The 23,975-nt window shown below is 30.5% G+C and carries 17 protein-coding genes; 1 reads left to right on the top strand and 16 read right to left on the bottom strand.

What is annotated here, in order from left to right; translation table 11 throughout:
* Nucleotides 1-16: 16 nt before the first annotated feature.
* The 3 genes from ACX6CF_RS15880 to ACX6CF_RS15870 form a co-directional block, all read right to left on the bottom strand.
* Nucleotides 17-1,417, bottom strand: a complete 1,401-nt coding sequence (locus ACX6CF_RS15880; protein ID WP_458786330.1) for an ABC transporter substrate-binding protein — start codon at nt 1,415-1,417, stop codon at nt 17-19.
* A gap of 24 nt (nt 1,418-1,441) precedes the next feature.
* Nucleotides 1,442-2,398, bottom strand: coding sequence for a uroporphyrinogen decarboxylase family protein (locus ACX6CF_RS15875; RefSeq protein WP_458786329.1), 957 nt, complete (start codon nt 2,396-2,398; stop codon nt 1,442-1,444).
* A 242-nt stretch (nt 2,399-2,640) separates the two neighbouring features.
* Nucleotides 2,641-4,821, bottom strand: a complete 2,181-nt coding sequence (locus tag ACX6CF_RS15870; RefSeq protein WP_458786328.1) for an alpha-galactosidase — start codon at nt 4,819-4,821, stop codon at nt 2,641-2,643.
* 136 nt (nt 4,822-4,957) lie between these two features.
* On the opposite strand from ACX6CF_RS15870, the gene ACX6CF_RS15865 reads away from it, so the two are divergent.
* Nucleotides 4,958-6,931: a GTP-binding protein gene (locus ACX6CF_RS15865; protein ID WP_458786327.1), complete on the top strand. Its 1,974-nt coding sequence runs from the start codon at nt 4,958-4,960 to the stop codon at nt 6,929-6,931.
* 186 nt (nt 6,932-7,117) lie between these two features.
* Here ACX6CF_RS15865 and ACX6CF_RS15860 read toward each other — a convergent pair whose 3' ends face one another.
* From ACX6CF_RS15860 to ACX6CF_RS15800, 13 genes are all read right to left on the bottom strand, one after another.
* Entirely contained in the window at nt 7,118-8,224 is a 1,107-nt protein-coding gene (locus ACX6CF_RS15860) for a DUF3810 domain-containing protein (protein ID WP_458786326.1), read from the bottom strand.
* Between the two features lie 69 nt (nt 8,225-8,293).
* Nucleotides 8,294-10,516 carry an AraC family transcriptional regulator gene (locus ACX6CF_RS15855; RefSeq protein WP_458786325.1) on the bottom strand — a complete coding sequence of 741 codons (2,223 nt, stop codon included), beginning with the start codon at nt 10,514-10,516 and terminating at the stop codon, nt 8,294-8,296.
* Nucleotides 10,517-10,628: 112 nt separating this feature from the next.
* Entirely contained in the window at nt 10,629-12,026 is a 1,398-nt protein-coding gene (locus ACX6CF_RS15850) for a sulfatase-like hydrolase/transferase (protein WP_458786324.1), read from the bottom strand.
* Nucleotides 12,027-12,036: 10 nt separating this feature from the next.
* Nucleotides 12,037-13,419: a sulfatase family protein gene (locus ACX6CF_RS15845; RefSeq protein ID WP_458786323.1), complete on the bottom strand. Its 1,383-nt coding sequence runs from the start codon at nt 13,417-13,419 to the stop codon at nt 12,037-12,039.
* Between the two features lie 11 nt (nt 13,420-13,430).
* Nucleotides 13,431-14,543 (bottom strand): glycoside hydrolase family 88 protein, encoded by a 1,113-nt coding sequence (locus ACX6CF_RS15840; RefSeq protein ID WP_458786322.1) that lies wholly within the window; start codon nt 14,541-14,543, stop codon nt 13,431-13,433.
* A 29-nt stretch (nt 14,544-14,572) separates the two neighbouring features.
* Nucleotides 14,573-15,427 carry a carbohydrate ABC transporter permease gene (locus ACX6CF_RS15835; RefSeq protein WP_458786321.1) on the bottom strand — a complete coding sequence of 285 codons (855 nt, stop codon included), beginning with the start codon at nt 15,425-15,427 and terminating at the stop codon, nt 14,573-14,575.
* Nucleotides 15,427-16,371 carry an ABC transporter permease gene (locus ACX6CF_RS15830; protein WP_458786320.1) on the bottom strand — a complete coding sequence of 315 codons (945 nt, stop codon included), beginning with the start codon at nt 16,369-16,371 and terminating at the stop codon, nt 15,427-15,429. Before ACX6CF_RS15830 ends, ACX6CF_RS15835 begins: the two co-directional genes overlap by 1 nt.
* A 76-nt stretch (nt 16,372-16,447) precedes the next feature.
* Nucleotides 16,448-17,980 (bottom strand): extracellular solute-binding protein, encoded by a 1,533-nt coding sequence (locus ACX6CF_RS15825; RefSeq protein WP_458786319.1) that lies wholly within the window; start codon nt 17,978-17,980, stop codon nt 16,448-16,450.
* Nucleotides 17,981-18,599: 619 nt separating this feature from the next.
* On the bottom strand, nt 18,600-19,325 hold the full coding sequence (locus tag ACX6CF_RS15820; RefSeq protein ID WP_458786318.1) for an MgtC/SapB family protein: 726 nt from the start codon (nt 19,323-19,325) through the stop codon (nt 18,600-18,602).
* 155 nt (nt 19,326-19,480) lie between these two features.
* Nucleotides 19,481-20,881: a sensor histidine kinase gene (locus ACX6CF_RS15815; protein WP_458786317.1), complete on the bottom strand. Its 1,401-nt coding sequence runs from the start codon at nt 20,879-20,881 to the stop codon at nt 19,481-19,483.
* Nucleotides 20,871-21,542, bottom strand: coding sequence for a response regulator transcription factor (locus tag ACX6CF_RS15810; RefSeq protein ID WP_458786316.1), 672 nt, complete (start codon nt 21,540-21,542; stop codon nt 20,871-20,873). Before ACX6CF_RS15810 ends, ACX6CF_RS15815 begins: the two co-directional genes overlap by 11 nt.
* A gap of 112 nt (nt 21,543-21,654) precedes the next feature.
* Nucleotides 21,655-22,665, bottom strand: a complete 1,011-nt coding sequence (locus ACX6CF_RS15805) for a hypothetical protein (RefSeq protein WP_458786315.1) — start codon at nt 22,663-22,665, stop codon at nt 21,655-21,657.
* A gap of 158 nt (nt 22,666-22,823) precedes the next feature.
* Nucleotides 22,824-23,930, bottom strand: a complete 1,107-nt coding sequence (locus tag ACX6CF_RS15800; RefSeq protein ID WP_458786314.1) for a class II fructose-bisphosphate aldolase — start codon at nt 23,928-23,930, stop codon at nt 22,824-22,826.
* Nucleotides 23,931-23,975 lie beyond the last annotated feature (45 nt).

Below are 23,975 nucleotides of genomic sequence, written 5' to 3'. Positions count from 1 at the left end.
TTGAAGTAAATTAACTTTATTTAATTAATTCAGCTTTACCTATTTTATTTCTTAGATTGTTACCCATGTTTTTGATTGCCTCATCCATTGTTTGATCACCTGCAACATATTTTTCTATTTCTATACTAATAATATTATCCGCTTCTACGTCTTGTGGTGTAACAACTAGATTGGTTGCACCATTCTCTAATGCTGACCCTTCTATTTCTCTGAATGACTGACCTCCATAGAATTTTGATGGTTCTTTCCAGAAATCATCTGCCAATAAGTCTTTGGTAATAGGATTTGCATATGGTGCATTTTGCTCTTCCATTGCATTAACCCAATCTTCTCTTGCTTGTGAATCAAAGTGGAAATCATACCATAATTTTTTACATAACTCTGCATATTTTCCATTTGGTTTATTAACAACAGCAAAATATGATGAAACTGGTGCTCCTGCAACTCCTACATTTTCAAATGCTGGTGCACTTAAAACTTTCCAATCTCCAGCAGTTTCAGTAACATTTTTTCTTAAGAATTCATCCCAGAATGCTCCAATATAAAATGTTGCAATCTGACCCTCTTTTACTGCATCATAAAGAGCTGGTTCGAAAATAGCAGTTTTTAATAATAATCCTTCAGAGTACATTGTATCGAGGGCATCAAATGCTAATTTTGCACCTGAATCTGTATCAATAATAACTTCTCCATCTTCTCCCCAAATTTTTGCATTTGCTTGTGGTAATAGACCTCTTCTTCCATAATATCTCCATGTTTTGCTACCTGGATCAATATATGATAAATAAACTTTACCGTTACTTTTTTCTTTTAGTTCTCTACCAACTTCTATATATCCTTCAATGGTACTCATTCTTGATGGGTCAATATCATACTCATTAAATAATTTTTCATTATAAAATAGTACTTGTGGTCTCACTGATTCTGGTAAAGCGTATATTTTATCTCCTACTGTCGCATCATTTGTAGCGCCATCTACAAGTTTATCTTTTAACGGTGTTACAAAATCTGCTACATCTACTAATAATTCGCCTTGTCCAAGATCTAATAAGTTAACAGGATCAATATAAAGTGCATCTGGTAAATCATCGTTAGCTCCTGACGCATATGTCATTGTAATTTTTTCTCTTGAATCTGATGCTCCTTCTGTTTGTACAATCTCTATACTTACTTCTGGTGCTATATCCCTGTTTTTTTCTAACCATGCATCAAAATATTGTTGAAGATATTGTGGTTGTCCATAACCGTAAATCACTAACTTTCCTGCCGGAAATACTTTTTTGGTATCCTTTTGTTCTTCTCCTTTAGTAGGTGTATTAGCTGTAGAGTCTTTTTCTGAACTCTTATTCCCACATCCAACAAATACTCCCATTAGTAAAGTTACTAACATCAAAACAGCAAAAATTCTTTTCTTCATAGTTAACCCTCCATAATATAATTTTTATTTTTTGGTAGCGTTTACTGCTACATTTACACGTTTATAAGAAATTTCTGTAGGCAACGTACAATCAGCACCTAGTATAAATTTTTCTTTCCCAAAAGAATTAATTATAGATTTTACTTCTTGTTCTATTTCTTCATCAGTACCATCTACCAGTACACCAGCTCTGTTCTGTAATCCACCCATTATTGTAACATCACCGAACAGTTTCCTTCCTTCTTCCAAAGAAATATTATCTTCGTAAACACCCCAGTTTACAACATCAGATAACTTAGCATATGATTTATATCTATCTAGATTCAATTTATCTTTACACATATGTAAGATATTATACCCATTATTTTGTTTAACCGTTTGTAAAATCATTTTATCTAGTGGTGCTATGTACTTTTCAAATTCTTCATCTGTAAAGTAATAATTTTCTCCACCTAATGCTGCATAATATATACCATCTAATCCTATTTCAATATATTTTTCAGCTAATTGACACATACCTTCTGTTATACGTTTATAGGCATCAATCATAGGAGTTTTATTTTCTCTCATATGTGTACAAAAAAGCTCTCTTACTGGCTCATAACCATATTTAGCTTCAATAGGATGTATAGAAGAAGCGACTGTTCCATGTAAAGTACCAACATTAAAAGCATCTGGTTCACATTTGTCCAGTATCCTTTCAATCATTTCTACTTGAGCTACCATAAAATCATCTTTTATTGAAATGGTTTTTATCTTATTCCAATCTTCTGGTCTTTTTATATCACCCATATATGGAACAAGGTATTCATTCATAATTTTAAAAATATCAGTATCAGTTTCTTTGAAGAATTTTAGATGAGAATTAATACCTGCTTCTCCAAAAGCTTCTTCTTTTGCAAAATGTAATGTAAAACAAGAAGGTATATGATCTACTTCTCTACCTTTAATAGCTGCGATAACTCTTTCTTTTTTATTCATAATTACCTACCTTTCATCTACTTATAAATAAATAGCATGGTGATTTAAGTTACATATCAGTCTAATGTATTTACTGATAATACCAGTGGTATTACTACTGTTATGATTACTAATATTATCATCAATATTATTATAAGTCAATACTTTTCTGATATTCAATTAAGTCTTTAATAAATCGATAAAAAAAGGCATGTATGAAATATCATTATTTCACACATACCTTATATTAGATTATAGCTTATCTATACTTTTCTAATTCTGAATCTTACACTTTCAAAATCTTTTAACTCTGGTAAAGTTAAACCTAAGTTCATTAATTCATCTCCACCAAATATTCCTTCTAAACCATCGATCTTATAATCAAATCCTTCATTAAGCCCTCTACATCTCACTTGTTGACCTACTGGATTAGGTATAGCCAGAATAGTTGTATAGAATATAATAGCTTCTGACTTATCCTTAGAAACAAAAATCCAAGCTCCATTATTTTCTTCAAACGGATTATTTAATCTATAGTAATCTCCATACTGAATAAGATGTCTATTTTCTTTATAAAAATCAATTTGTTCCTTTATTTCGCTAATCTGCTCTTCACTATATTTTGTAAGATCAAGTTCATAACCGAAATTACCTGACATAGCGACATTCCCTCTTGTATTAAATGGTGTAGTCCTTCCAACTTGATGATTAGGTGTACTAGAAACATGACTTCCCATAGAAACAGGTGGATAAACTAAACTTGTAGAATACTGTATCTTCAATCTCTCAATAGCATCTGAATCATCACTAGTCCAGATCTGAGGCATATAATATAAGATACCTGGATCGAATCTTCCTCCACCTCCAGAACAACCTTCAAAAAGAATATCCTTATGTCTTGTTACTATTTCTTCCATGACATAATAAAGCCCTAACATATATCTATGAGATGTTTCCATTTGTCTATCAGAAGGTAAATCCATAGACATAACATCAGTTAAATACCTATTCATATCCCACTTTACATAGCTTATTGGTGCACTAGATAGTACTTTTGACACTGATTCAATGACATAGTCACAAACCTCTTTTTTCGATAGATTCAGAACTAATTGATACCTGCATGTAACTCTTTCCCTATTTTCAACATGTAGACACCAATCATTATGCTGTCTATATAAATCACTATCAGGAGATATCATTTCCGGCTCAAACCATAGACCAAAAGACATATCCATATTCTTTACATTTTCAGCTAATTTTTCTAATCCACCTTCAATTTTATTAGTATTAACATACCAATCACCTAATGAACATGTGTCATCATCTCTTTTACCGAACCATCCATCATCTAGCACAAATAATTCAACACCTATTTCACTAGCTTTTTTAACTATATCTTCTAAACTTTCTCTTGTAAAATCAAAATAAGTAGCTTCCCAGTTGTTTATTACAATTGGTCTTTCTTTTTCTTTCCAAGTCCCTCTCATCAAGTTTTCTCGATATAAGCTGTGGTACTCTTTTGACATACCCCCAAGTCCTTCACTAGAATATACCATTACTACTTCTGGAGTTTGGAACTTTTCTTCTGGCTGTAACTGCCAAGAAAAATTCAATGGATTAATCCCCATAAGTAATCTAGTTCTATTATGTTCACTTACCGAGACTTCTCCTAGGAAATTACCGCTATATACAAGGTTAAATCCAAATACTTCACCATTTACTTCTGTAGCATCAGGTGACATTAGTGCCATAAATGGATTATGTACATGACTGCTAGTTCCTCTTGCACTTCCGATGGATTGGATTCCTTGTACTAAATGTCTCTTAACTATTTGACGTTCTCTAGCCCAAGCTCCTGATAATTGTAATAATTCGTAATCAGAATCTCTATAATCCACACAACAACTTTGTGCATTAAGGACTTTCAACGTTTGATTCCCTTTATTTATAATCTGAACAGACTTTGTTATCACATTTTTATCATTGAATACTGTATAGTTCAAGACTACAAGAAGATTTATAACTTCATCTATTAGTGTTATTTCTAATGTTTCCGCTTCATTTTCTTCAGCATAAGTTGCAGGTAATCCTTCTAATACTTTTTTACCTTTTATTATCTTATGAGAATGATATTTCAAATCTAGTGTTCTGGAACCATTTTCTTGTTCTATACCAAGTGCCCCATTTCTTAGATCTACATGACCAAATGTTGGATATTCCAGCAAAGCTGAATCAAGTGCATACTCATAGTCATCTTTGTTAGGTATGATACTCCAGCTCTTTGCCTTAGTAGTATTAATCACATTATCATTAATACATCTTATCTTTTTACCATAATATAGATGTAATAGATTATTATATTTATCCGCTTTAAATATATAACTTACGTTTTTACCTTGTATATGAAATATTTTTTTACTCTCATCATATTGTATTCCCATATCCATTCTCCTCTCAGAAACAGTTTACTATGAGTTTACCTTATTTTTCATTACTTTTACATGGTATTATGTATAGTTTATATGGTATAATGTTGGCTAAGTATAAACCAACTTCATTTTGAAAGGAAGCAAACTCATGTATAAAACAATAGGAATGGTAGCTCATGTTGATGCAGGCAAGACAACACTTCTAGAGCAACTTTTATATCATACCAATTCAATCAAAGAAGCAGGTCGAGTTGATAATAAAAATACTGTCCTTGATTATCATACTATTGAAAAAGAAAGAGGTATTACCATCTTTTCTGACCAAGCAGTAACCACTTATAATGATTGTATATATCAGCTAGTTGATACTCCTGGACATGTGGACTTTTCTACTGAAATGGAGAGAGCTATTAGGATATTGGATTATGCAATAATAATTATATCTGCTGTTGAAGGAATAGAAGGTCATACTGAAACTGTTTGGCAGCTTCTAAAGAAATATAATATACCTACTATATTTTTTATAAATAAACTTGACAGAGTAGGTGCAGATTTTGATAATACAGTTAACGAAATAAGAAATACTTTTACTAAAAATTTAATCATTCTTTCCAATGAAACTAATGATAGAAGTGTTACTTATCTCCTTGATAAACCAACAAGTGAATTAATAGAATTTGTGGCTGACTATGATGATAATATATTAAATAAATATATAGATGGAATAGAAGTAGGGACGGAAGAATTAATTAATACTGTAAAGACATTATTTAATGATAATGTTATATATCCTTGTTTGTGTGGGATTGGTTTGAAGGGTATTGGTATTAGTGAACTATTAAGAGCAATAGATGCTTTAACAATCTCCAAAAATATGGATGATAATAATAATTTGCTATCTGGAACTGTATACAAGATTAGATATGATAATGAAGGCAATAAACTTACTTTTATTAAATTATATAAGGGCTCACTTAAGGTTAAAGATACCATTACTCATAAAATTATGGACAGTGAAATTACTGAAAAAGTTAATGAAATAAGAATATATAACGGAACTAAATATACTCTTTGCGATAAAGCTTGTCCAGGACAACTTATAGCAGTAACTGGTCTTAATTCATCTTATATAGGTGAAGGAATCGGTAATATAGAGGATTATAATGATTTTTTATTGGTACCCGCATTAAAATCCAAGGTGATATATGAACCCACAGAAAATCCTAAGGAAATATTAAAAATGTTTACAATGTTAACAGAGGAAAATCCTTCTCTTGATGTTCTATGGATAGAGGAATTGAAGGAAATACATATAAAAGTAATGGGGACTATTCAACTTGAAGTATTAACTCAGATTGTATTGGATCGTTTTGGTAAAACTATTGAATTTGGAACTCCAGAAATATTATATAAAGAGACTATTGCTAGTAAAACCCATGGGTTTGGACATTTTGAACCTCTAAAGCATTATGCTGAAATAGAGTTTGATATTGAACCAGCTCCAAGAGGTTATGGTATATCAAATGATTCAGTTTGCAGTGTGGATGTATTACAGACAAGATGGCAGAGGTTAAGTCAAAAAAATATTCCTGATGCATGTAAGAAAGGAATTCTTACTGGTTCACCTTTAACAGATGTTCATATTACTCTTACTACTGGAAAATCTCATGTTAAACATACTAGTGGAGGAGATTTTCGACAGGCTACTTTTCGTGCTATAAGGCAAGGAATTGAAAAAGTAGATAATATACTATTAGAACCTTTTTATCAATTCAAAATACGAATAGAGAAACATTTGTCTGGTAGAGTAATGACTGATATTACTAAGATGCATGGTAGTTTTGATTCTCCTGTTACATTGGACGAACATATTATAATTAGTGGTAGGGTTCCTGTTTCGACGGCGATGAATTATGCTAGTACCTTGGCTTCTTTTTCGTCAGGTAAGGGGAGTATTACTTTTGTTTTTGCGGGGTATGATAGATGTCATAATACAGATGAAGTAATAGAGAGATTGGGGTATAACAAGGATGCTGATAAGGATTATACTTCGACGTCTATTTTTTGTTCCCATGGAAAGGCTTATGGGGTTAGGGGGAGTGAAATAAATAGGGTAGAATAAATATATTAGCTAACGGTCGTGTAGGTAGTATAGGTGAATATTTCGTCAGCCTGTTAAACGTCCGTGTTTAAAGGGCTGAGTTCGCCGTCCATGGCTCACTGCTTCATATTCACCTATACTACCTACACTCGGTTGTTCAATGTTTTAGTTATTTGGAATGGTTGCACCTCTTAATCTTTACTCTAATTATTCTTTATTGTAATTTAGCCTGTATTCTGCTATTAGAAGGTCTACCATTCTTCCGTAGCTGTGGACACCGTCTTGTTGTTTGTTTAATTTTAGGTAAGTGTTATTTATTTTTGTTGAGGCTTTATCTATTGGTCCTGAGTATTTTTGCCAGAATTCGTTGTTGTCTTGTAGATCTCTTAGTACTCCTTCGGAATACGTGGCTTTTAGGGTATAGTATGCGTTGGTGTCGTGTTCGTAGAGTTGTTTCATGGAATGAATAAGAGCTAGCATTGTTCCGGAGTATTGGAAGTCTGGGTCTGGGTGGACTTTGCATGTTAAGTAGGCTATATAATTGGCTTCATCTTCTCTGGCAAATCCTCTTTGATGTGCCATTTCGTGACATGCTGTTGCGGGGAGTAATACATCGGTTCTGTCTTTATTGACATTAGCTTCAGCTGTGAAAGGGAAGTAGATGCCTGTAATGCCGGAATAGGACATTACTTGTGAGAATAGTATTCCTTTTGGAGAACCGTAGCTGCCGCTTAATTCTTTGTATATGTCTGCAATATTGTCGTAGCCTTCATGTGCTCGATTGAATACGTCGTTGTAGCCCTTTGGTATAAACATTACGCCATTTTCATCTTCTTGAACTTGATTTCTTAGGTCATTAGCTTCTGTAATCAAGCTTTGGCATAGACCTGTTAGTTCTTCAATAGTTGCATCTTGTACGTTAAGGTTGGCTATTTCAGAAAATGGTAATCTATAATAGTTGAGACCCCAGATTAGTACAAATATGAAATATCCTACACTTATAAATATCAATATCTTTCGTAGGGAATCAATTAGTATATATCTTTTTTTATTTTTGGTTTTTATTAATGTTCTTATTATCTTTACTAGCTTGTATATAAAAAATACAATAAGAAATATAATAAGTAGTTCAGTTATTGAAATTGGTATAATTCCTGTTATGGTACTAAGGAATTGGCTAATGTAATGATAAATACCATTTGAATAATATTTTTCAATAAATGATGGTGAAGATTGTGCTATATTGGTTAATAATATTCCAATAGGTAATAATAATATAAGGCTCCACTTAGAAATATTCTTTAATCTATCCATACCTGATTCCAACTTTCTAATTTATTTTATGTCAGTTGAAACGTCCCCCTGTCAGCAAACATTTCCATGTCAAGCTTTTCTGAATTGGTTTGGAGTAACATTATAGTATTTTTTAAAATATCGAATAAAACTCTGAGAACTGTTATACCCTAACTTAATTGCGATATCTTGTATTTTCATACTTTTATTATTTAATAATAGTTCTTTTGCCTTTTCCATTCTAAGGTTAGTTATATAATCAAAAACTGTGATTCCATTTTCTGTTTTGAATAATGTACTTAGATATCCTGGGGATAGATATACGTAATCAGCTATCATTTCCAATGATAAATCTTTATTGTAATTATTTTTGATGTATTCCTTAACCTTGTTGATTATATTATCATTTTGCATTACATTCAATTTTGAAAACAGTTGAATGCATTTTCTGATAATGCTGTAAATGAATTCATACATTTCATTCAAAGTTTTAGCTTCATTTATCCTAGCGAATATTTCGCTGTTAGTTATCCCTATATCCTTTAAACTAAAGCCGAAGTTGGTCATTTGTTCTATTATATTTAAACACACTTGGAAGTAGACATATTTTATATAATCTATATTTTTGATACTTCCTTTGAGTCCTTCTGTCAACTTTCTTAACGCAGCAAAAGCTTTTTCTTCATCTTGTTTCTTAAGATAATTAAGTAGTTCCTTTTCAATACTCTTATCATAGAATATGTTTTTTTCGATTTGCTGTGGTACCATATGAGATAATATCTTGTTATTACCTACAAAAAATTTGTACTCTAATTGTTTTTGAACTTCTTCATAATGTTCATGAATATCTTCTAGATTATTGAAGTCATCACTCAGTGATACTGTCAATGATATATTATCATTATTAAAATCTTCGTGAATCTCTGTAAGTAATGCGTATACTTGATTAATATCCTTATTGGTGTTCATAATAATTAAGATTCTTTTCTCATTGATTTTACTTATGATTTTCTTGATGTCTGGTTTATCAAAATACTTGTCCAATCGATCCTTTATCTTATTATTCATGTTAATATTCTCTAATTCTATTAACATTAAATAATGGTTAGCAAAGTTAAATTCAACTTCTAACAAATCTAGTACTTGTTTGAAATTATCTAGATCAAAGGAATTGTTGTTAATTATGTCATTGATGGAATGCTGTTTGAAATACGGAAAAACATATTGGTAATCATTATTCAATTTTAGATTTTCAGTAAACAAATAGGCTATCACATTATCAATAAGCTGATAATCGTTTTTAGAATCAATTGAATCTATTTGAGTTATTTTGTTTATTTTTTTCATTAATTTCCTTATAGGTTTATACAAGTAATCTGAAAAGAAATATGTTAGTATGAAAGATATTAACAAGATAATTAAACAAGATATGATATTTAACTTAGTTAATACATTTGACGTCTGAAATAAATCTTTTGATTTTTGTCCAACGACAAATGTCCAATTATACTTATTTGATATACTTTTCCAAACATACAAATTCTCTCCAAGATAAGATAATTCTAGATTAGTCTCGCTTTCTATTGAAATATCTTTTAACAATTCATCATTCAACTCATCATTATAAAATTCATCTAAATAGATAGTAGAACGATTATTATCAAATACTAAATATTCCAGTCCATCTGTAGATTCAACGATTAACTCATCCCAAAAGTCATCGTAATCAATATTAACTACAATATAAGCATTTTTTTCTCTATTAAAAGAATAGAATTTCTTAATATAACTAAATACCTTCTCACCTTTTACAATTCTTGATGGAGTAACATAGTTTACTCCATCAAATTTTATATTAAAAATTTCTTTGTCTTTAAAATTATTTTTATCATATTTTGAATCACTTAGAATAATATCTTCTGAATCATTGAAAAGATAAATTGAATTTATTAATTTATGTGATAGAGCATTCTTCTCAAATAAACTTAACGCATCTCTCATAAATAAACTATAACTGTTTGGATATTCATTAGTAGTGACTAATTTCCAAACACTTTCATTACTAACGAATTGGTTTATTAAGGCATCCATTTCTGTCAATTTTTGTTCAACCATTAGTCTTTTTTGATTAAGGGAATTTTCTCTTGATATATTAACCTGCTTTAATAAATGATCGTTACTGAATTTAGCAATTATAGTTGTAATCATAATTACTGGAATCATTATAGATATTGAAATCACTAAGAAAAATTTGTAGAATGTAGCGCTTTTACTTTTTTTATTTATAACATTTAAATCTATGACTCTTTTCACCAAAACCCACCCCATAATTACGCCTATCTTTAAGTAAATTAACATATTATAATAAGAAAGCTTTTAAAAGTACATCTATTATATCACAATTTTCTACAAAAACCTACTAATTTTAACAATTACTTTTGTCAATTACTTCCCTACTTTCAATTTCTATCTCCATTAGTTCTCTTCCTAATTCTTTTACCAATAATAAATGTAATTCTTCAATTAAATCTTTATGTTTTGAATCATTAATAAGATTATTGAATTCATTTGGATCATCTTTCATATTGAATAACTGCCTTTTGGCACCATTATTATTGTCTATTTCATTGAAATACACATATTTATAATCTCCTTTTCTTATCATACAGTGTCCAGCGGCGATATTGTGTGCATAGTATTCACTAACAGAATAATTTCTCCAGTTATCATCCTTGTCATTCATTAGATCTACCATTGATTCTCCATCCCAATCTTCTGGGGGTTCTGCCTCACACACCTCACATATTGTTTTTATGACATCTAGTAGATTACAAACTTCTGTTTTTCTTGTTCCATTACACCATTTTCTAGGCCAGCTGACTATTAATGGTACTTTTGCTGAACAATCATACATTGAGTTTTTCCACCATAATCCATGATCTCCCATATTTTCTCCATGGTCGCTAGTATAGATCACTAATGTATTATCTTTAATTTCTGAATCATCTAGTGTACTTAAGAGTTCTCCTACTTGCTCATCAAACCAAGTTACCAATCCATAATATAGTTCTCTACCTTTTTTAATGATGGATTCATCTACCTGATTATTCTGGAATGCTTTTCTCATGATTTTATAATGTTTTGGCAAAGAGTCAATATGTCCTTCTGGTATCTCTGGCATAGGTACTCTATCCTTATACATATCATAATACTTTTGTGGAACTATTAATGGAAAATGAGGCGCTAGATAACCTGCTAATAAGAAAAATGGTTTATCTTCTTTTTTCCTGTTTTTTATTAAATCACTACATATATTGGTAACCATCTTATCATGATCCATTACTCTGCTATTATCATCAACATAAAAATCATTGAATCTTCTAGATAGAACGCTATCTTCTTCTTCAAACTTTCCATCTGATAAATCTATTCTTTTGTTATATTTTTTTCTCACATTAGTATTAGTCCAGAATGGATATAATTCATCAAACCCGTATCTTCTATCTTTCGCATAGTGCATTTTACCACCAAGATAACAATCATAATTCACATCTTTTAGTACTGTAGCTAGAGATACTATATCATCACTTTCCAACATACTCTCATTACTCCATGCACCACATTTATTTATATATTTACCCGCAGTAATAGATAGTCTAGCTGGAACACATATAGGTGAAGGAGTATAACAATTTTCAAATAACACACCCTCGTTAGCTAACTTATCCAGATTAGGAGTTTCAACAATATTATTTCCTGCAGCTCCAACAACTGAAGCTGTATGTTCATCTGACATTATAAATAAAATATTAGGTTTTTGCATTTTTTTCACCTCAATCAAATATCCAGTCTTTTTTTTGCTTTGACCAATTAACAAGTTCTTTATGTAATAATTTTATCAGTTCATTATTTTCTTTTTCCGACGCTATATTATTCATTTCTAGAGGGTCTAATTCTAGATTATATAACTCTTTTTCATTCATTCCATCATAAATATATTTATATTTTTCAGTTATTACAGCCCTACGGATACATCCTAGTTCTGGATTCCCTGAATACTGACAGAATACTTTTCTATCTTTTATCTCATCGTTATCATGTATTACGTTATAGTTAGATGTTCCGTCTAGATCATCAGGTTTCTCTATCCTTAATTCATCTAATAATGTAGGCAGTATATCTAGATTAGACATTGTACCATCAATTCTTCTAGGTTCAACATCAGGCATTTTTATCAATAAAGGTACATTAACGGCTTGCTCATACATCTCCATCTTCTGATACATACTATGCTGCCCTAGGTGATCTCCGTGATCACTAGTAAATAAAATGATTGTATCTTCCATTAATCCTTTTTCCTTTATCTTATCTATTATTTTGCCTATCTGATCATCCACATAATTAAGAAGTGCTAGATGTGCTGACCATACTTGTCTCCATTCTTTCTCTGTAACATCTTTCGCAAGTTGTGCAGGTACTCCATCTCTTCTATTGACAGGCTCGTTTTTAGCTATTTCACCTACGTTATCAGGCATGATAATATCATCTGGATTGAATTTATTTATATATTCTTCCGGAACTCTAAGAGGTGGGTGTGGTGCCCAATAGTTAATGAATAATGCAAAAGGATTTTCCTCGTCTACATTATTAATGACATCTAGGCTTTCTCTTGTAAAGTATTCATCTTTGAAGGTCGTTGTATCATGTTCCCACTTGGAAACATATGTATTAGAGTATTTCTTATTAATATAATCTCCATTAGCTCTTTTTTCTTTTATTTCCCTTGAATGTTTCTCATCTCTTTTTACTGATATTCCCAAGTCTTCTATATATCTATTATAATCGGTTTGATCTATCCACTTATCATACTGAATTCTATCTTTTAGAGCTGGTTTTACTTTTATATGGTCAACTCCAACATGACTTACGTTGTAACCATTTTCCTTAAGGATTTGTGGAAATGGCTTATTATCTCTAGCTGTTATTCCTTTCCAATCGTTGAATACTACTCCATTATGAGTTGGGTATTTCCCTGTTGAAATTGCTGTTCTACAAGGAACACAAAGAGGGCATGTATTATATGCCCTTTCAAAAACTAAACTTTCTTTTACCAACTTATTCAAATTAGGAGTAACTTCTATATTACACTGATTCATTCCAATACTATCCGCTCTTTGATGATCAGTCATAATAAAGACTATATTATGTTTCTTCATAGTTTTTCCTCCTACCAAAATATTTTATTTTCTCCTCTTAATTTTCCAAGTGCTTCTACAAAGAAATAATCTCCATAGATTATTGGTGTATTTACATATTTTTGCTTTGTATAATTAACTGTTCCCATTTTTATTAATGCTTCTTCATCTTCATCCCATGCTCCGTAATTATCATATAAGGATTTTATTATTTCTTCTGCATTTTTATAATAATATTCTCTTTGACTGCCTTCTAAGTATTTACACATTTCTAACATTCCACTTGCTGCACATGCTGCCGCTGATGTATCTTTTCCATCCCTTTGCTCTTTTGGAGCTCTGAAATCCCAACATGGAGCTTTATCTTCTGGTAAATTAGCTAGGAAGAAATCTGTTACTTGTTTAGCTTTTTCAAGATATCTTTTCTCCTTAGTATATGAATAACCAATTGATAATCCATATATGGCCCATGCTGAACCTCTAGCCCATGCTGATTCTGGAGAATAACCCTGCCCCCCTGATGCATTGACTCTTCTACCGGTGTTAGGATCAAAGCATACGATATGGTGAACTGAACCATCTTCTCTAATGAATTCTTTTATGACTGTATCTGTATGTGCCATTGCAATATGTTTGAAGCGTGGATCTTTTGTTTCTTCTGATGCCCAATATAGAAGTGGTATGTTCATCATACAATCAATGATTGCCCAACCTTCACTATCCTTGAATACATTATTATTCCAAGCTCTAATGAAATTTCCCTTTATATTGAATCGACCTGCTAAATGACTCGCTGCTATAAGTCCTCTTCTTCTAGCATCTTCATCATTAAGTAACTTATAATGTGCAACTGATGACAATATCCACATAAAGCCTACATCATGATGTATATCCAAAAAATTATTTAAGTCATAATCTAATTTTCTTTCACATGAATCAGCATATCTTTTAAGTTTATCTGCTTTTGTATCTTGATAGATCAACCACAATAGTCCTGGCCAAAAACCAGCTGTCCACCAGCCTGATCTTTTACTATCATATTTACCGTCTAAGGATACATGAGGAAATGTATCTTTTATTCTCTCACTTATCCTATCTACTTTTTCTACAACCTGCTCCCATGATTCATCATACCAATTTGCCATCGTCTCTATGTCTCCTTTACTAACCCTTATTAACCTTTAACTGAACCTAACATTACGCCTTTAGTAAAATATTTTTGTAAAAATGGATAAACACAAAGTATAGGAACTACAGAGATCATAACCGTAGCCATTTTAAAGTTTTCAGGAGATGTAAAGACATCATCTGTATCAATATTAGCTGTCGTTTGATCTAGCATATCTCGCAACACTACTTGTAAAGTCCATTTAGCTTTATCATTTAAGTACATCATACCTGGTAAGAATGCATTCCAGTTATAAACTGCATAGAACAATCCTACTGTTGCTAAAACTGATGTTGATAAAGGTAATATAATCTTGAATAGTATCCCAACATCACTACAACCATCAATTTTGGCTGATTCTATTAATTCCATAGGAATATTTTTGAAGAATTTCATTATAATCAATAAATTGTATACTATGATTGCTTTCGGTAACATTAGCGACCATAATGAATCTATCATCCCAAATTCTTTTACAACTAAGTAAGTAGGAATCATACCTCCATTAAACAACATAGTGAACATTATGAACCAGAAAATTCCTTTTCTACCTTTCAAATTTTCTCTAGATAATGGATACGCTGTAAGTACACTCAAAAACATACTTATTAACGTAGCACCTACTGTAACAAGTACTGAATTAAACAAACCTGAGTATATAATATCCTGCTTGAATGCTGACATATAAGTACCTAAAGTAAATCCATTAGGGATGAAATAATAGTTAGTCAATGTAACTTTATTAGGATCACTCAATGAATACATCAATACATACCAGAATGGATAAAACATTAATATCCCAATAATTATAAAGAAACAATAGTTAAATACGGTAAATGGGGTGATTTTTTTCCTTACCATTATAATAGTCCCTCCTCACCGATTTTTTTACTTAATTTATCTGTTCCAACAACTAATACTAAAGCTATTACTGATTTAAACATATCAACCGTTGCAGCTATACTATACTGCCCTCTTTTAAGACCTGTTCGATAAACATATGTATCAAATATATCACTAATATTTTGTACTAATGGAGTCTGTAATACCATAATTTGTTGGAAACCTGCATTCATTACCTTTCCAATCCTTAATATTAATAGCATAACAATAATTCCTGAAATAGCTGGTAATGTTATATGTAATGTTTGTTTCCATTTACTAGCTCCATCAATACTAGCCGCTTCATATAGATTAGGGTCAATTTGAGTTAATGCTGCAAGATATACGATAGTTCCCCAACCGGATTCTTTCCAAATATCAGACAAAATCAAGATACCTCTAAAATGTTCTTTACTCGCCAATAGATTAACTGGATCATGTCCAAATAATCTATATATCTCACCGATTATTCCATATGTAGGCGAAAAAATATTTAACATAATTCCACCAATAACAACCCATGAAAGAAAGTGAGGTAAATAAAGTACTGTTTGGCTGATTCTACTGAATCTGACATTTCTCATTTCATTTAACATCAATGCTAAAATAATAGGTACTGGAAAACCAATTAATATTTTTAACAAACTTATTACTATTGTATTTGAAAATACCTGTTTGAAGTCTGTTGAACCGAAAACTGTTCTAAAATTCTCTAATCCAACCCAAGCACTATCCAAAATACCTTTGAATATATCATAATCTTTAAAAGCTATAACTAAACCAAGCATTGGTAGATATCTAAATAATATAAAATATAATAGGCCTGGAATCAATAATATATATAGCCATTTGTTTTTCCTCAAGTATTTCATTTTACTGCTAGGTGTTTTATTTTTTGTCTTTCTTTTTGCTATCGCCTGCATATTATATTCCTCTCTTAATTGATAGTGTGTTTCAAAATGGTACATCATCTTAAAACACACTATGTCTTTTAGTCAGTTATTTTCTAGCTTGATATTTTTTATTTACTGCTTTAGTTAAAGCTTCTCCACCTCTTTGATTCCATTCTTGAACAAATGAATCAAATCCTGAATCAATATCAGTTGCTCCTACAATCATTCCAATGAATTCTCTATTAGTAAAATCAACTAAATCTGCTTCATATTTGCTGGATTCATCTACCATTATTCCGTCTGCAGGATTACTTGCTGCACTTTTCTTGGAATATTCAATAGCATCTTGAAATTCTGGTGATGAATGATCTATTAATGCAGTTTTAGCAATATAAAATTTATCAATATCTAATTCTTTAGCTTCAGCATTATCAGCAATTCTTGTTACATGACCATCTTCTTGATTGTAATGTTCACCTTCAACTCCATAATTAATGAATTTATTTCCTTCTTCTGAAGCTGCCCAAGCTAAAAGTCTTAAAGCTGCCTCTACATCTTTACATTCGCTACTGATACCTGTTCTAACCCAACCTTTTGCAGATTCTGTTCTAACACCAATTGGGTTATCACAACCTCCTTGTAATACTGGTCCGTATACAAATTCACCCTCTGGATTCTTTGCAATAAATGGAGCATAATAGTTTTGGAAGTTGTTTTTATCAAATAAATGAATCTTAGTTTCGCCAGCACCAAATGTACCAGCCTTTACTTTAGTCTTCCATCTGCTACTATTATCAGTAACAAATTCAGGGTCAATGATTTTTTCATCATATAATTTTCTTAAGTATTTTAAAGCTTCTTTTATTTCAGGTTGAACTGAACCATTTACTATTTGACCGTCTTTTTCCATCCAATAGTTAGGAAGTACTCCATAAGCACCAAATATATGATCCATGAATTTATCTACTCTACTATAACCGCCCATAGCGAAAGTATCTTTTTTTCCATTTCCATCTGGATCTTCTAATGCAACTTTTTTTGCAAATTCATAATATTCGTCAAGAGTAGTTGGAACTTCCATTTCAAATTTATCTAACCAGTCTTTTCTATAAGCTATAATACTAAGTGGTCTAGCTGTACTATATCCTATAGCATATATATTTCCGTCATCATGTCTCATAGTATCCCATACTTCTTGTGTTCTGGAAGCTTTTAATTCTGGATACTTATCAAAGTATTCATTAAGTGGTAGTAACGCTCCACCTTTCGCTAACTTATCTTCCATAGCATCTGTATAGAAATTCATGATATCAGGCCTTTTACCTGAAGCTAAGATGATATTCAATTTATTTTCAAGTTCTTTTGTTGTTACTTGAGTTATTTCTAATTCAGTATTTGTTTTTTCTTCTATATAATCTTTAGAAAATGATTTATCTTGAATATCTCTACTATGTAAGAATAATTTTAATTTAGTAGGCTTATCACTTGTTTTGTTAGATTCATCATTTGCATCATTATCTTTCTCCGCCGTTACATTAGTATCCTTATTGGTATCCTTTTCATTATCTTTTTTACCACAACCAGTAAAACTAGCTAAACACATTGCAATAATTAATAAAATTACTGTAAATTTTTTCATTTGATGTAACCCTCCCTGTTGTTTTCATAAGAATAATGGTTAAATTTTACAACCAACATTTATTGCGCGCATTTCTTATTGGATGATTTCACAATACATTAATTCTGCCCAACTTTCAATAATGTAATTTTAATTTTATAGTATTATTTGTATTCTTTGAGTTTTTTTCATATTAAAAAATATTAATATTGTTGTATTATATTAATATATGCCCCCTAAAAACAGGCATTTATATCAATTTTACATTTATATGACAAGGGGACGTTTAGTTTGTCATGTCAAAAAATTGCTTACTTTTTATGACTAGGGGACGTTTCATCTGTCATAATTGATTTTTTTCATTAGATTAACCCTCATCTTAAAATCATTGCAATATTATTACTTAATGTAAGTATCGTCTTAGTAATCCTTTGTCAAATAACATACTCATATGACAAAGGAAACGTCCCCTAGTCATTACTGATTCAATATATCTGGGCACCAAAAAAGATAGCCTCAGTTTAAGAGTCTATCTTTTTTACAATATTAATGTATCTCTTTATATTAAACTCATTCATCTATAAACCCATTTCAATAAGTTCAATATATTTCCCTTGATTTTGTTGAATAGATTTTTATATTAAATAATCTTTACCTGTTTGATATTCTTTTTCATACATAGATCTTGAACTATCTTGGTACTTTTCACATATTGAGGTAAATCGATACTATAAATTGAGTGTCTAGTAATTTTACCTTCACTAGTAGCAGCTGCTTCGTCTAAACCTTCTTCTTCACTTAAGAATTTAATTTTTCTAACTTTGATATTCTTCATGTTAAAGTATTTTTGGATACCTTTCATAAAATCCTTATCCCCTATATATTCTATATCCAAGGAAATAGTTGCTACTTTATCAATGAATTTATCTTCTACTTTCTTAAGTATAACTAATGAAACAAAGACTCCAATAGTAGATGCAGCTGTTATTACATACATTCCAAGACCTATTGCAAGACCTATACAAGCAACTACCCAAATAGAAGCAGCAGTTGTTAATCCTTTTACTAATCCTTTTTCACGAATTATTGTTCCAGCACCAAGAAAACCTACCCCAGTTATAACTTGTGCACCCATTCTACCAATATCTGCTTTTAGCGCATTAGCCAACTCTGGTTTTTCCTGAATTAGAGCTATTGTTCTTTCTACTGATTCGATTTGAATTATAGATACTACTGCGGCACCAACACATACTAGTATATGAGTTCTAAAACCAGCTGGTCTATTGGTAATCTGCCTTTCATAGCCTATTAATCCTCCAACTAGAATAGCTATAACTATCCTAATTATCACTTCATATTCTTCCATCTATCCACCCTTTTCCAATATATATATGTTTATATATATTTATATGATATTAAACTTAAAAGCTTCCTTCAATTTGAAAGAAGCTTTTTAAGTATTTATATTACATTATATTATATACGATTTTTTTTTTTTTTCAAGTAAAACCTTGAATATGTCTACAATTTCCAATGAATCTTGAATGTAACACCCTTTGTTTCATTATACGCTACTATACTTGCACCATTGATATCCAATAATCTTTTGACGATATACAACCCCAAACCGCTTTGTCCATTTTTACCTTTTTTAAACATTATAAATATATCATTTGTATCTTGAATATGCTCACCATCATTATAAAAGTAGAGGTCAATCCCATTTTTATTCTTTTCAAGAAATATATTAATTATTGAATCAGCATATCTAATTTGATTACTCAGCATATTTTCAACAATTATTTTCATCTGATCAAAATCAGCATTCATATAAGCATTATCCATTTTAATTTCTGTTTGGAAATTTTCAAGTTTCATACTCATGTTATTAATAACATCTTCGACTGCTTCTTTTAAATTTATCTTCTCTTTATTCTTTATCTCACTCTCAAAATAATCTAATCTTTGAATATACAATAAGTTATAAACCAGTTTTTGTAATCTGCAACATTCATCATCAATTATTTCTAATGAAGATTCTGGAGTTCCTTTTGGATACAAACCTTTTTTTAACGCATCAACATAACTCTGGATAATCATTATAGGGGTTTTTAATTCATGTGAAATGGAATGAAGTTTCAACTTCTGTTCTTCATCATATTTTAATAACTCTTTTCTCATCTCTTCAACTGTACTCGCCAAAAAACCTATTTCATCGTTTCTTTTAATAGTAATAGGAGAATCAAATTTCCTCTTTGAAATCTCTTTTACTGATTTACTTAGGTTAATTATTGGTCTAGTAAGATGTCTAGACAAGAAAAAGAATATAATCAGAATAGCTATAATTGTCAATAATAGACCAATACCCATTTGATTAAACAAGTTCTTCTCAAGAGAATCATCTAGGGGTTCCCACCTAAGCGCAACCCTGTATAATGTATTATTCATCTTAGTAATTTGAGGTCTATCAAAAAGCTTAGGTATTATATATAATTTATTTGAATAACCCAATTCGTATTTAGTAATAACATAAAATAATTTTCTTCCATTAACATCAATGTAATATCTTGTAGATTCTTCTTTCTGATTATTAATATTATCTTCTATATTCTTAATTATATCATCTGTCAATTCACTTGTAATCAAATTCGTCCTTCTATCTTCTTTCCTTGTCAATTGACCATTTACTCTTAACCAGAAAAGCTGTTCTATGCTCCTATTATCTTCACTGTCATTAATAAATTTATCAATCTCTGTAATTTTTTCATTATTATCTATATTATCTTCAAGGACTCTATAAATATCTTCATGGTAATAATTATTGAATGCTCCAACTAATAAAGAATAAGTGATTACAGCAAAAAAGATGATTACTCCCAAAAAGGCTAACATTAACTTTGAGTTAATTGAGTTAATTTTCAATTTCACACCACCTATAACCATAACCATAAATAGTCTCTATTCTAATATCTGGTAATTTTTTTCTTACTCTTCTAACAAGGTCATCAACTACTCTATCACTTCCGTAATAATCTTCTCCCCATACTTTATTGAGAAGCCAATTTCTGGACATAGCATTATTTTTATTATCAATGATAGTACATAAAAAATCAAATTCTCTTGAAGTCAGTTCAATAACCTTATCACCACGATAAACCATTCTTTTATTAAAATCTATTTTATATTTATTATTTATAAGAATATTATTATTTCCTTCTTGCTTGTAAACTCTTTTAAGGATTTTTCTTGTCCTGATAACAAGTTCCATTGGTAAAAAAGGCTTGGATATGTAATCATCACTGCCCATTTGTAATCCAGTTATTATATCTAAATCTGTATCTCTCGCGGATATAAAGATAACAGGAATATTTTCATTATGTTTTTTTATTCTTTTGATAAGCTCATACCCATCCAGATCAGGAAGCATTATATCAAGAATCCATAAATGCATATCTTCTTCTATACATTTTTCGGCTTCCAATCCACAAGTAAAGCTTTTCACATCGTATCCTTCATTTTTTAAGTAAAACACCAAAATATCATTTAGATTTTGTTCATCTTCTACTAAATATACTTTAAACATTATGAATTCTCCCTTTCATAATTTTTTCAAATTATTGAAAGGATGAATAATGATAAATTATTCATCCTTCATTTATATTATATATAAAAATTATTTTATATTAAAGGGAAATTTATAAACTTTTTACTTCTTGTGTTGATAAATCATTATTAAAAACATCTTTATCTATAGTGATTACTTTATTTTTTCTTGCTTTTTTACTAATTGTTTCACCATTTTCTACTTTTTCAATAATTTCTTGTATTCTTTCTTTAGCAGAGTTATATTGTTCTTCCGTAATTTCATCACTGTTTATTTTTTCTTCAAGTCCTGCTAATTTATCATTTAATTTTTCTAACATTTCTTCTTGGGATAAAGGTTCTCCATGTTTCATAAATCCTTTTCCTTTACCCATTTCTGGCATTTCACCATTCTCAACAGCTTCAATTGTTTTTGTGATCTTTTCTTTTATCTTCTCATATTCATCTTGTTCAATTTTACCATCACTTAATTTTGTTTCTAACCCTTCTAATTGCTCATTGAGCTTTTCTAACATTTCTTCTTTTGATAAAGCTTTTCCAGGTTTCATAAAGATTTTTTTGCCTATTTCCGGCATTTCGCCACTCTCAACAGCTTCAATTGTTTTTGTAAGCTTTTCTTTTATTTTGTCATATTCGTCTTGTTCAATCTTACCATCACTTAATTTTGTTTCTAGCTCTGCTAATTGCTCATTCAACTTTTCTAGCATTTCTTCTTTTGATAAATCTTTTCCATGTCCAAAAAAGTTTCCTTTTCCTATTTCTGGCATTTCATCATTTTCTATAGCTTCGATTATTTTTGTGTATTTTTCCTTAATTTGATTATATTTTTCTTCTTCAATATTTCCATCTTCATATTTCTGTTCTAATTGCACCAATGCTTCCTGTATCTTAGCTAAGTGTTCCTCTTTTGTTAATGGCTTAGCCTCTTTGTCGAATCTAACTTTCACCATCTTATCTCTATACTGTGTATTACCTTTTTCAACCTTTTGAGTAACTTCTACTGAAGAATTTACAACTTGATCTGTTTCACTTGCCATAGTCGGCACCATCAAATTTGCTGATAACATAACTCCTAATCCTAATGTCACTATTTTCTTAATCATATCTATGACCTCCTAATAATTATTTTTACCCCAAATTTATCGATCGAATGAATTTTAGGTTTATAGTTAAATTCTTTGTTTTAACTATGTGATTAGTATAGCCATAGAATGTGGAAGAATTATCATAAAAATATGTGAAATTATGTGAAACAGTTTTGTTAAAATAATTCGGCAGTACCAACTTGACCATATTTAATAATTAATTGTCCTACGATTTCTTTAACACCTTTTTCAACACATTCCAATATATCATTTTCTTCAGCAGTCTTACCTGTTCCAGAAATTACGCTATCATACATTGGATATAAATAAACTCTTTCATCAATCAATTCTGGTCTATCTTCTACTATTTTCTTAACTTGAGCAACTCTAGAATTTTCATCTATATTTTTATTATTTATAAAATACTCTCTTATATATCTTGTAATTGCTAATCTGATATCTGTTCCCACATTCACTTTTGCTATACCGTAAGGAACGACTTCAAGCACTTGCTCAATAGGAATACCATGTGCATTTTCTAGTTTCCCACCTAATTTATTAATTCCTTCTACTAAATACTTAGGAACCGTTGAAGAACCATGAGAAACTAAAGAACCTTTAATGTTTTTGAATTTCATGTTCTCATATGAAGCTATAGCAATTTCTTTACTGATTACAACATCTTTACCTTTTGCAGCTCCATGACTAGTTCCATAAGATATGGCTAAACAGTCGACTCCTGTTTTCTCAAAGAATTCACATACTTTATTGGGATCTGTATATAAAGAACCACTATGATTAGCATTATCTTCTCTACCTGCCAAAACACCAAGTTCTCCTTCAACTGTAACTCCTTTTTTATGCGCATAGTCCACAATTTCTTTTGTAAGAGCAATGTTCTCTTCAAATGGAAGATATGAACCATCAATCATTACTGATGTAAATCCCTCATCAATACAAGCCTTTACAAGTTCTTTATCATGACCATGATCCAAGTGTAAAACAACAGGTATATCTGTTTTTTTTGAAGCTTCTTTCACTTTTTCAGTAATAATCTTAATTCCTTCAATCTTTTCATCTAATGTCGCATTAAGAAAATCTTTTCTACCAGCTATAAATCCAGTAGCAAATTCAATTATCTGTAATATAACAGGTGATCTAAATGTTTCGTGAATTTCTATTGCTGCGTCCACCTCGTTAGTTGTATGTACATTAAATGCTCCATACGCAAATTTCCCTTCTAAAGCTTTATCAAGTAATAATTTCATAGGTACTAATGACATTATTTCTTCCTCCTTATATTATCTGAGCACTCTCGGAAACTCTAT

This window comes from Vallitalea sediminicola (assembly GCF_054408565.1).
This window is presented reverse-complemented; position numbering and strand designations above follow the sequence as displayed.

Excerpts from the sequence above, each read along its gene's own strand:
- ACX6CF_RS15880 (WP_458786330.1), bottom strand. The coding sequence starts at position 1,417 with ATGAAGAAAAGAATTTTTGCTGTTTTGATGTTAGTAACTTTACTAATG.
- ACX6CF_RS15875 (WP_458786329.1), bottom strand. The coding sequence starts at position 2,398 with ATGAATAAAAAAGAAAGAGTTATCGCAGCTATTAAAGGTAGAGAAGTA.
- ACX6CF_RS15870 (WP_458786328.1), bottom strand. The coding sequence starts at position 4,821 with ATGGGAATACAATATGATGAGAGTAAAAAAATATTTCATATACAAGGT.
- ACX6CF_RS15865 (WP_458786327.1), top strand. The coding sequence starts at position 4,958 with ATGTATAAAACAATAGGAATGGTAGCTCATGTTGATGCAGGCAAGACA.
- ACX6CF_RS15860 (WP_458786326.1), bottom strand. The coding sequence starts at position 8,224 with ATGGATAGATTAAAGAATATTTCTAAGTGGAGCCTTATATTATTATTA.
- ACX6CF_RS15850 (WP_458786324.1), bottom strand. The coding sequence starts at position 12,026 with ATGCAAAAACCTAATATTTTATTTATAATGTCAGATGAACATACAGCT.
- ACX6CF_RS15845 (WP_458786323.1), bottom strand. The coding sequence starts at position 13,419 with ATGAAGAAACATAATATAGTCTTTATTATGACTGATCATCAAAGAGCG.
- ACX6CF_RS15840 (WP_458786322.1), bottom strand. The coding sequence starts at position 14,543 with ATGGCAAATTGGTATGATGAATCATGGGAGCAGGTTGTAGAAAAAGTA.
- ACX6CF_RS15835 (WP_458786321.1), bottom strand. The coding sequence starts at position 15,427 with ATGGTAAGGAAAAAAATCACCCCATTTACCGTATTTAACTATTGTTTC.
- ACX6CF_RS15830 (WP_458786320.1), bottom strand. The coding sequence starts at position 16,371 with ATGCAGGCGATAGCAAAAAGAAAGACAAAAAATAAAACACCTAGCAGT.
- ACX6CF_RS15825 (WP_458786319.1), bottom strand. The coding sequence starts at position 17,980 with ATGAAAAAATTTACAGTAATTTTATTAATTATTGCAATGTGTTTAGCT.
- ACX6CF_RS15820 (WP_458786318.1), bottom strand. The coding sequence starts at position 19,325 with ATGGAAGAATATGAAGTGATAATTAGGATAGTTATAGCTATTCTAGTT.
- ACX6CF_RS15810 (WP_458786316.1), bottom strand. The coding sequence starts at position 21,542 with ATGTTTAAAGTATATTTAGTAGAAGATGAACAAAATCTAAATGATATT.
- ACX6CF_RS15805 (WP_458786315.1), bottom strand. The coding sequence starts at position 22,665 with ATGATTAAGAAAATAGTGACATTAGGATTAGGAGTTATGTTATCAGCA.
- ACX6CF_RS15800 (WP_458786314.1), bottom strand. The coding sequence starts at position 23,930 with ATGTCATTAGTACCTATGAAATTATTACTTGATAAAGCTTTAGAAGGG.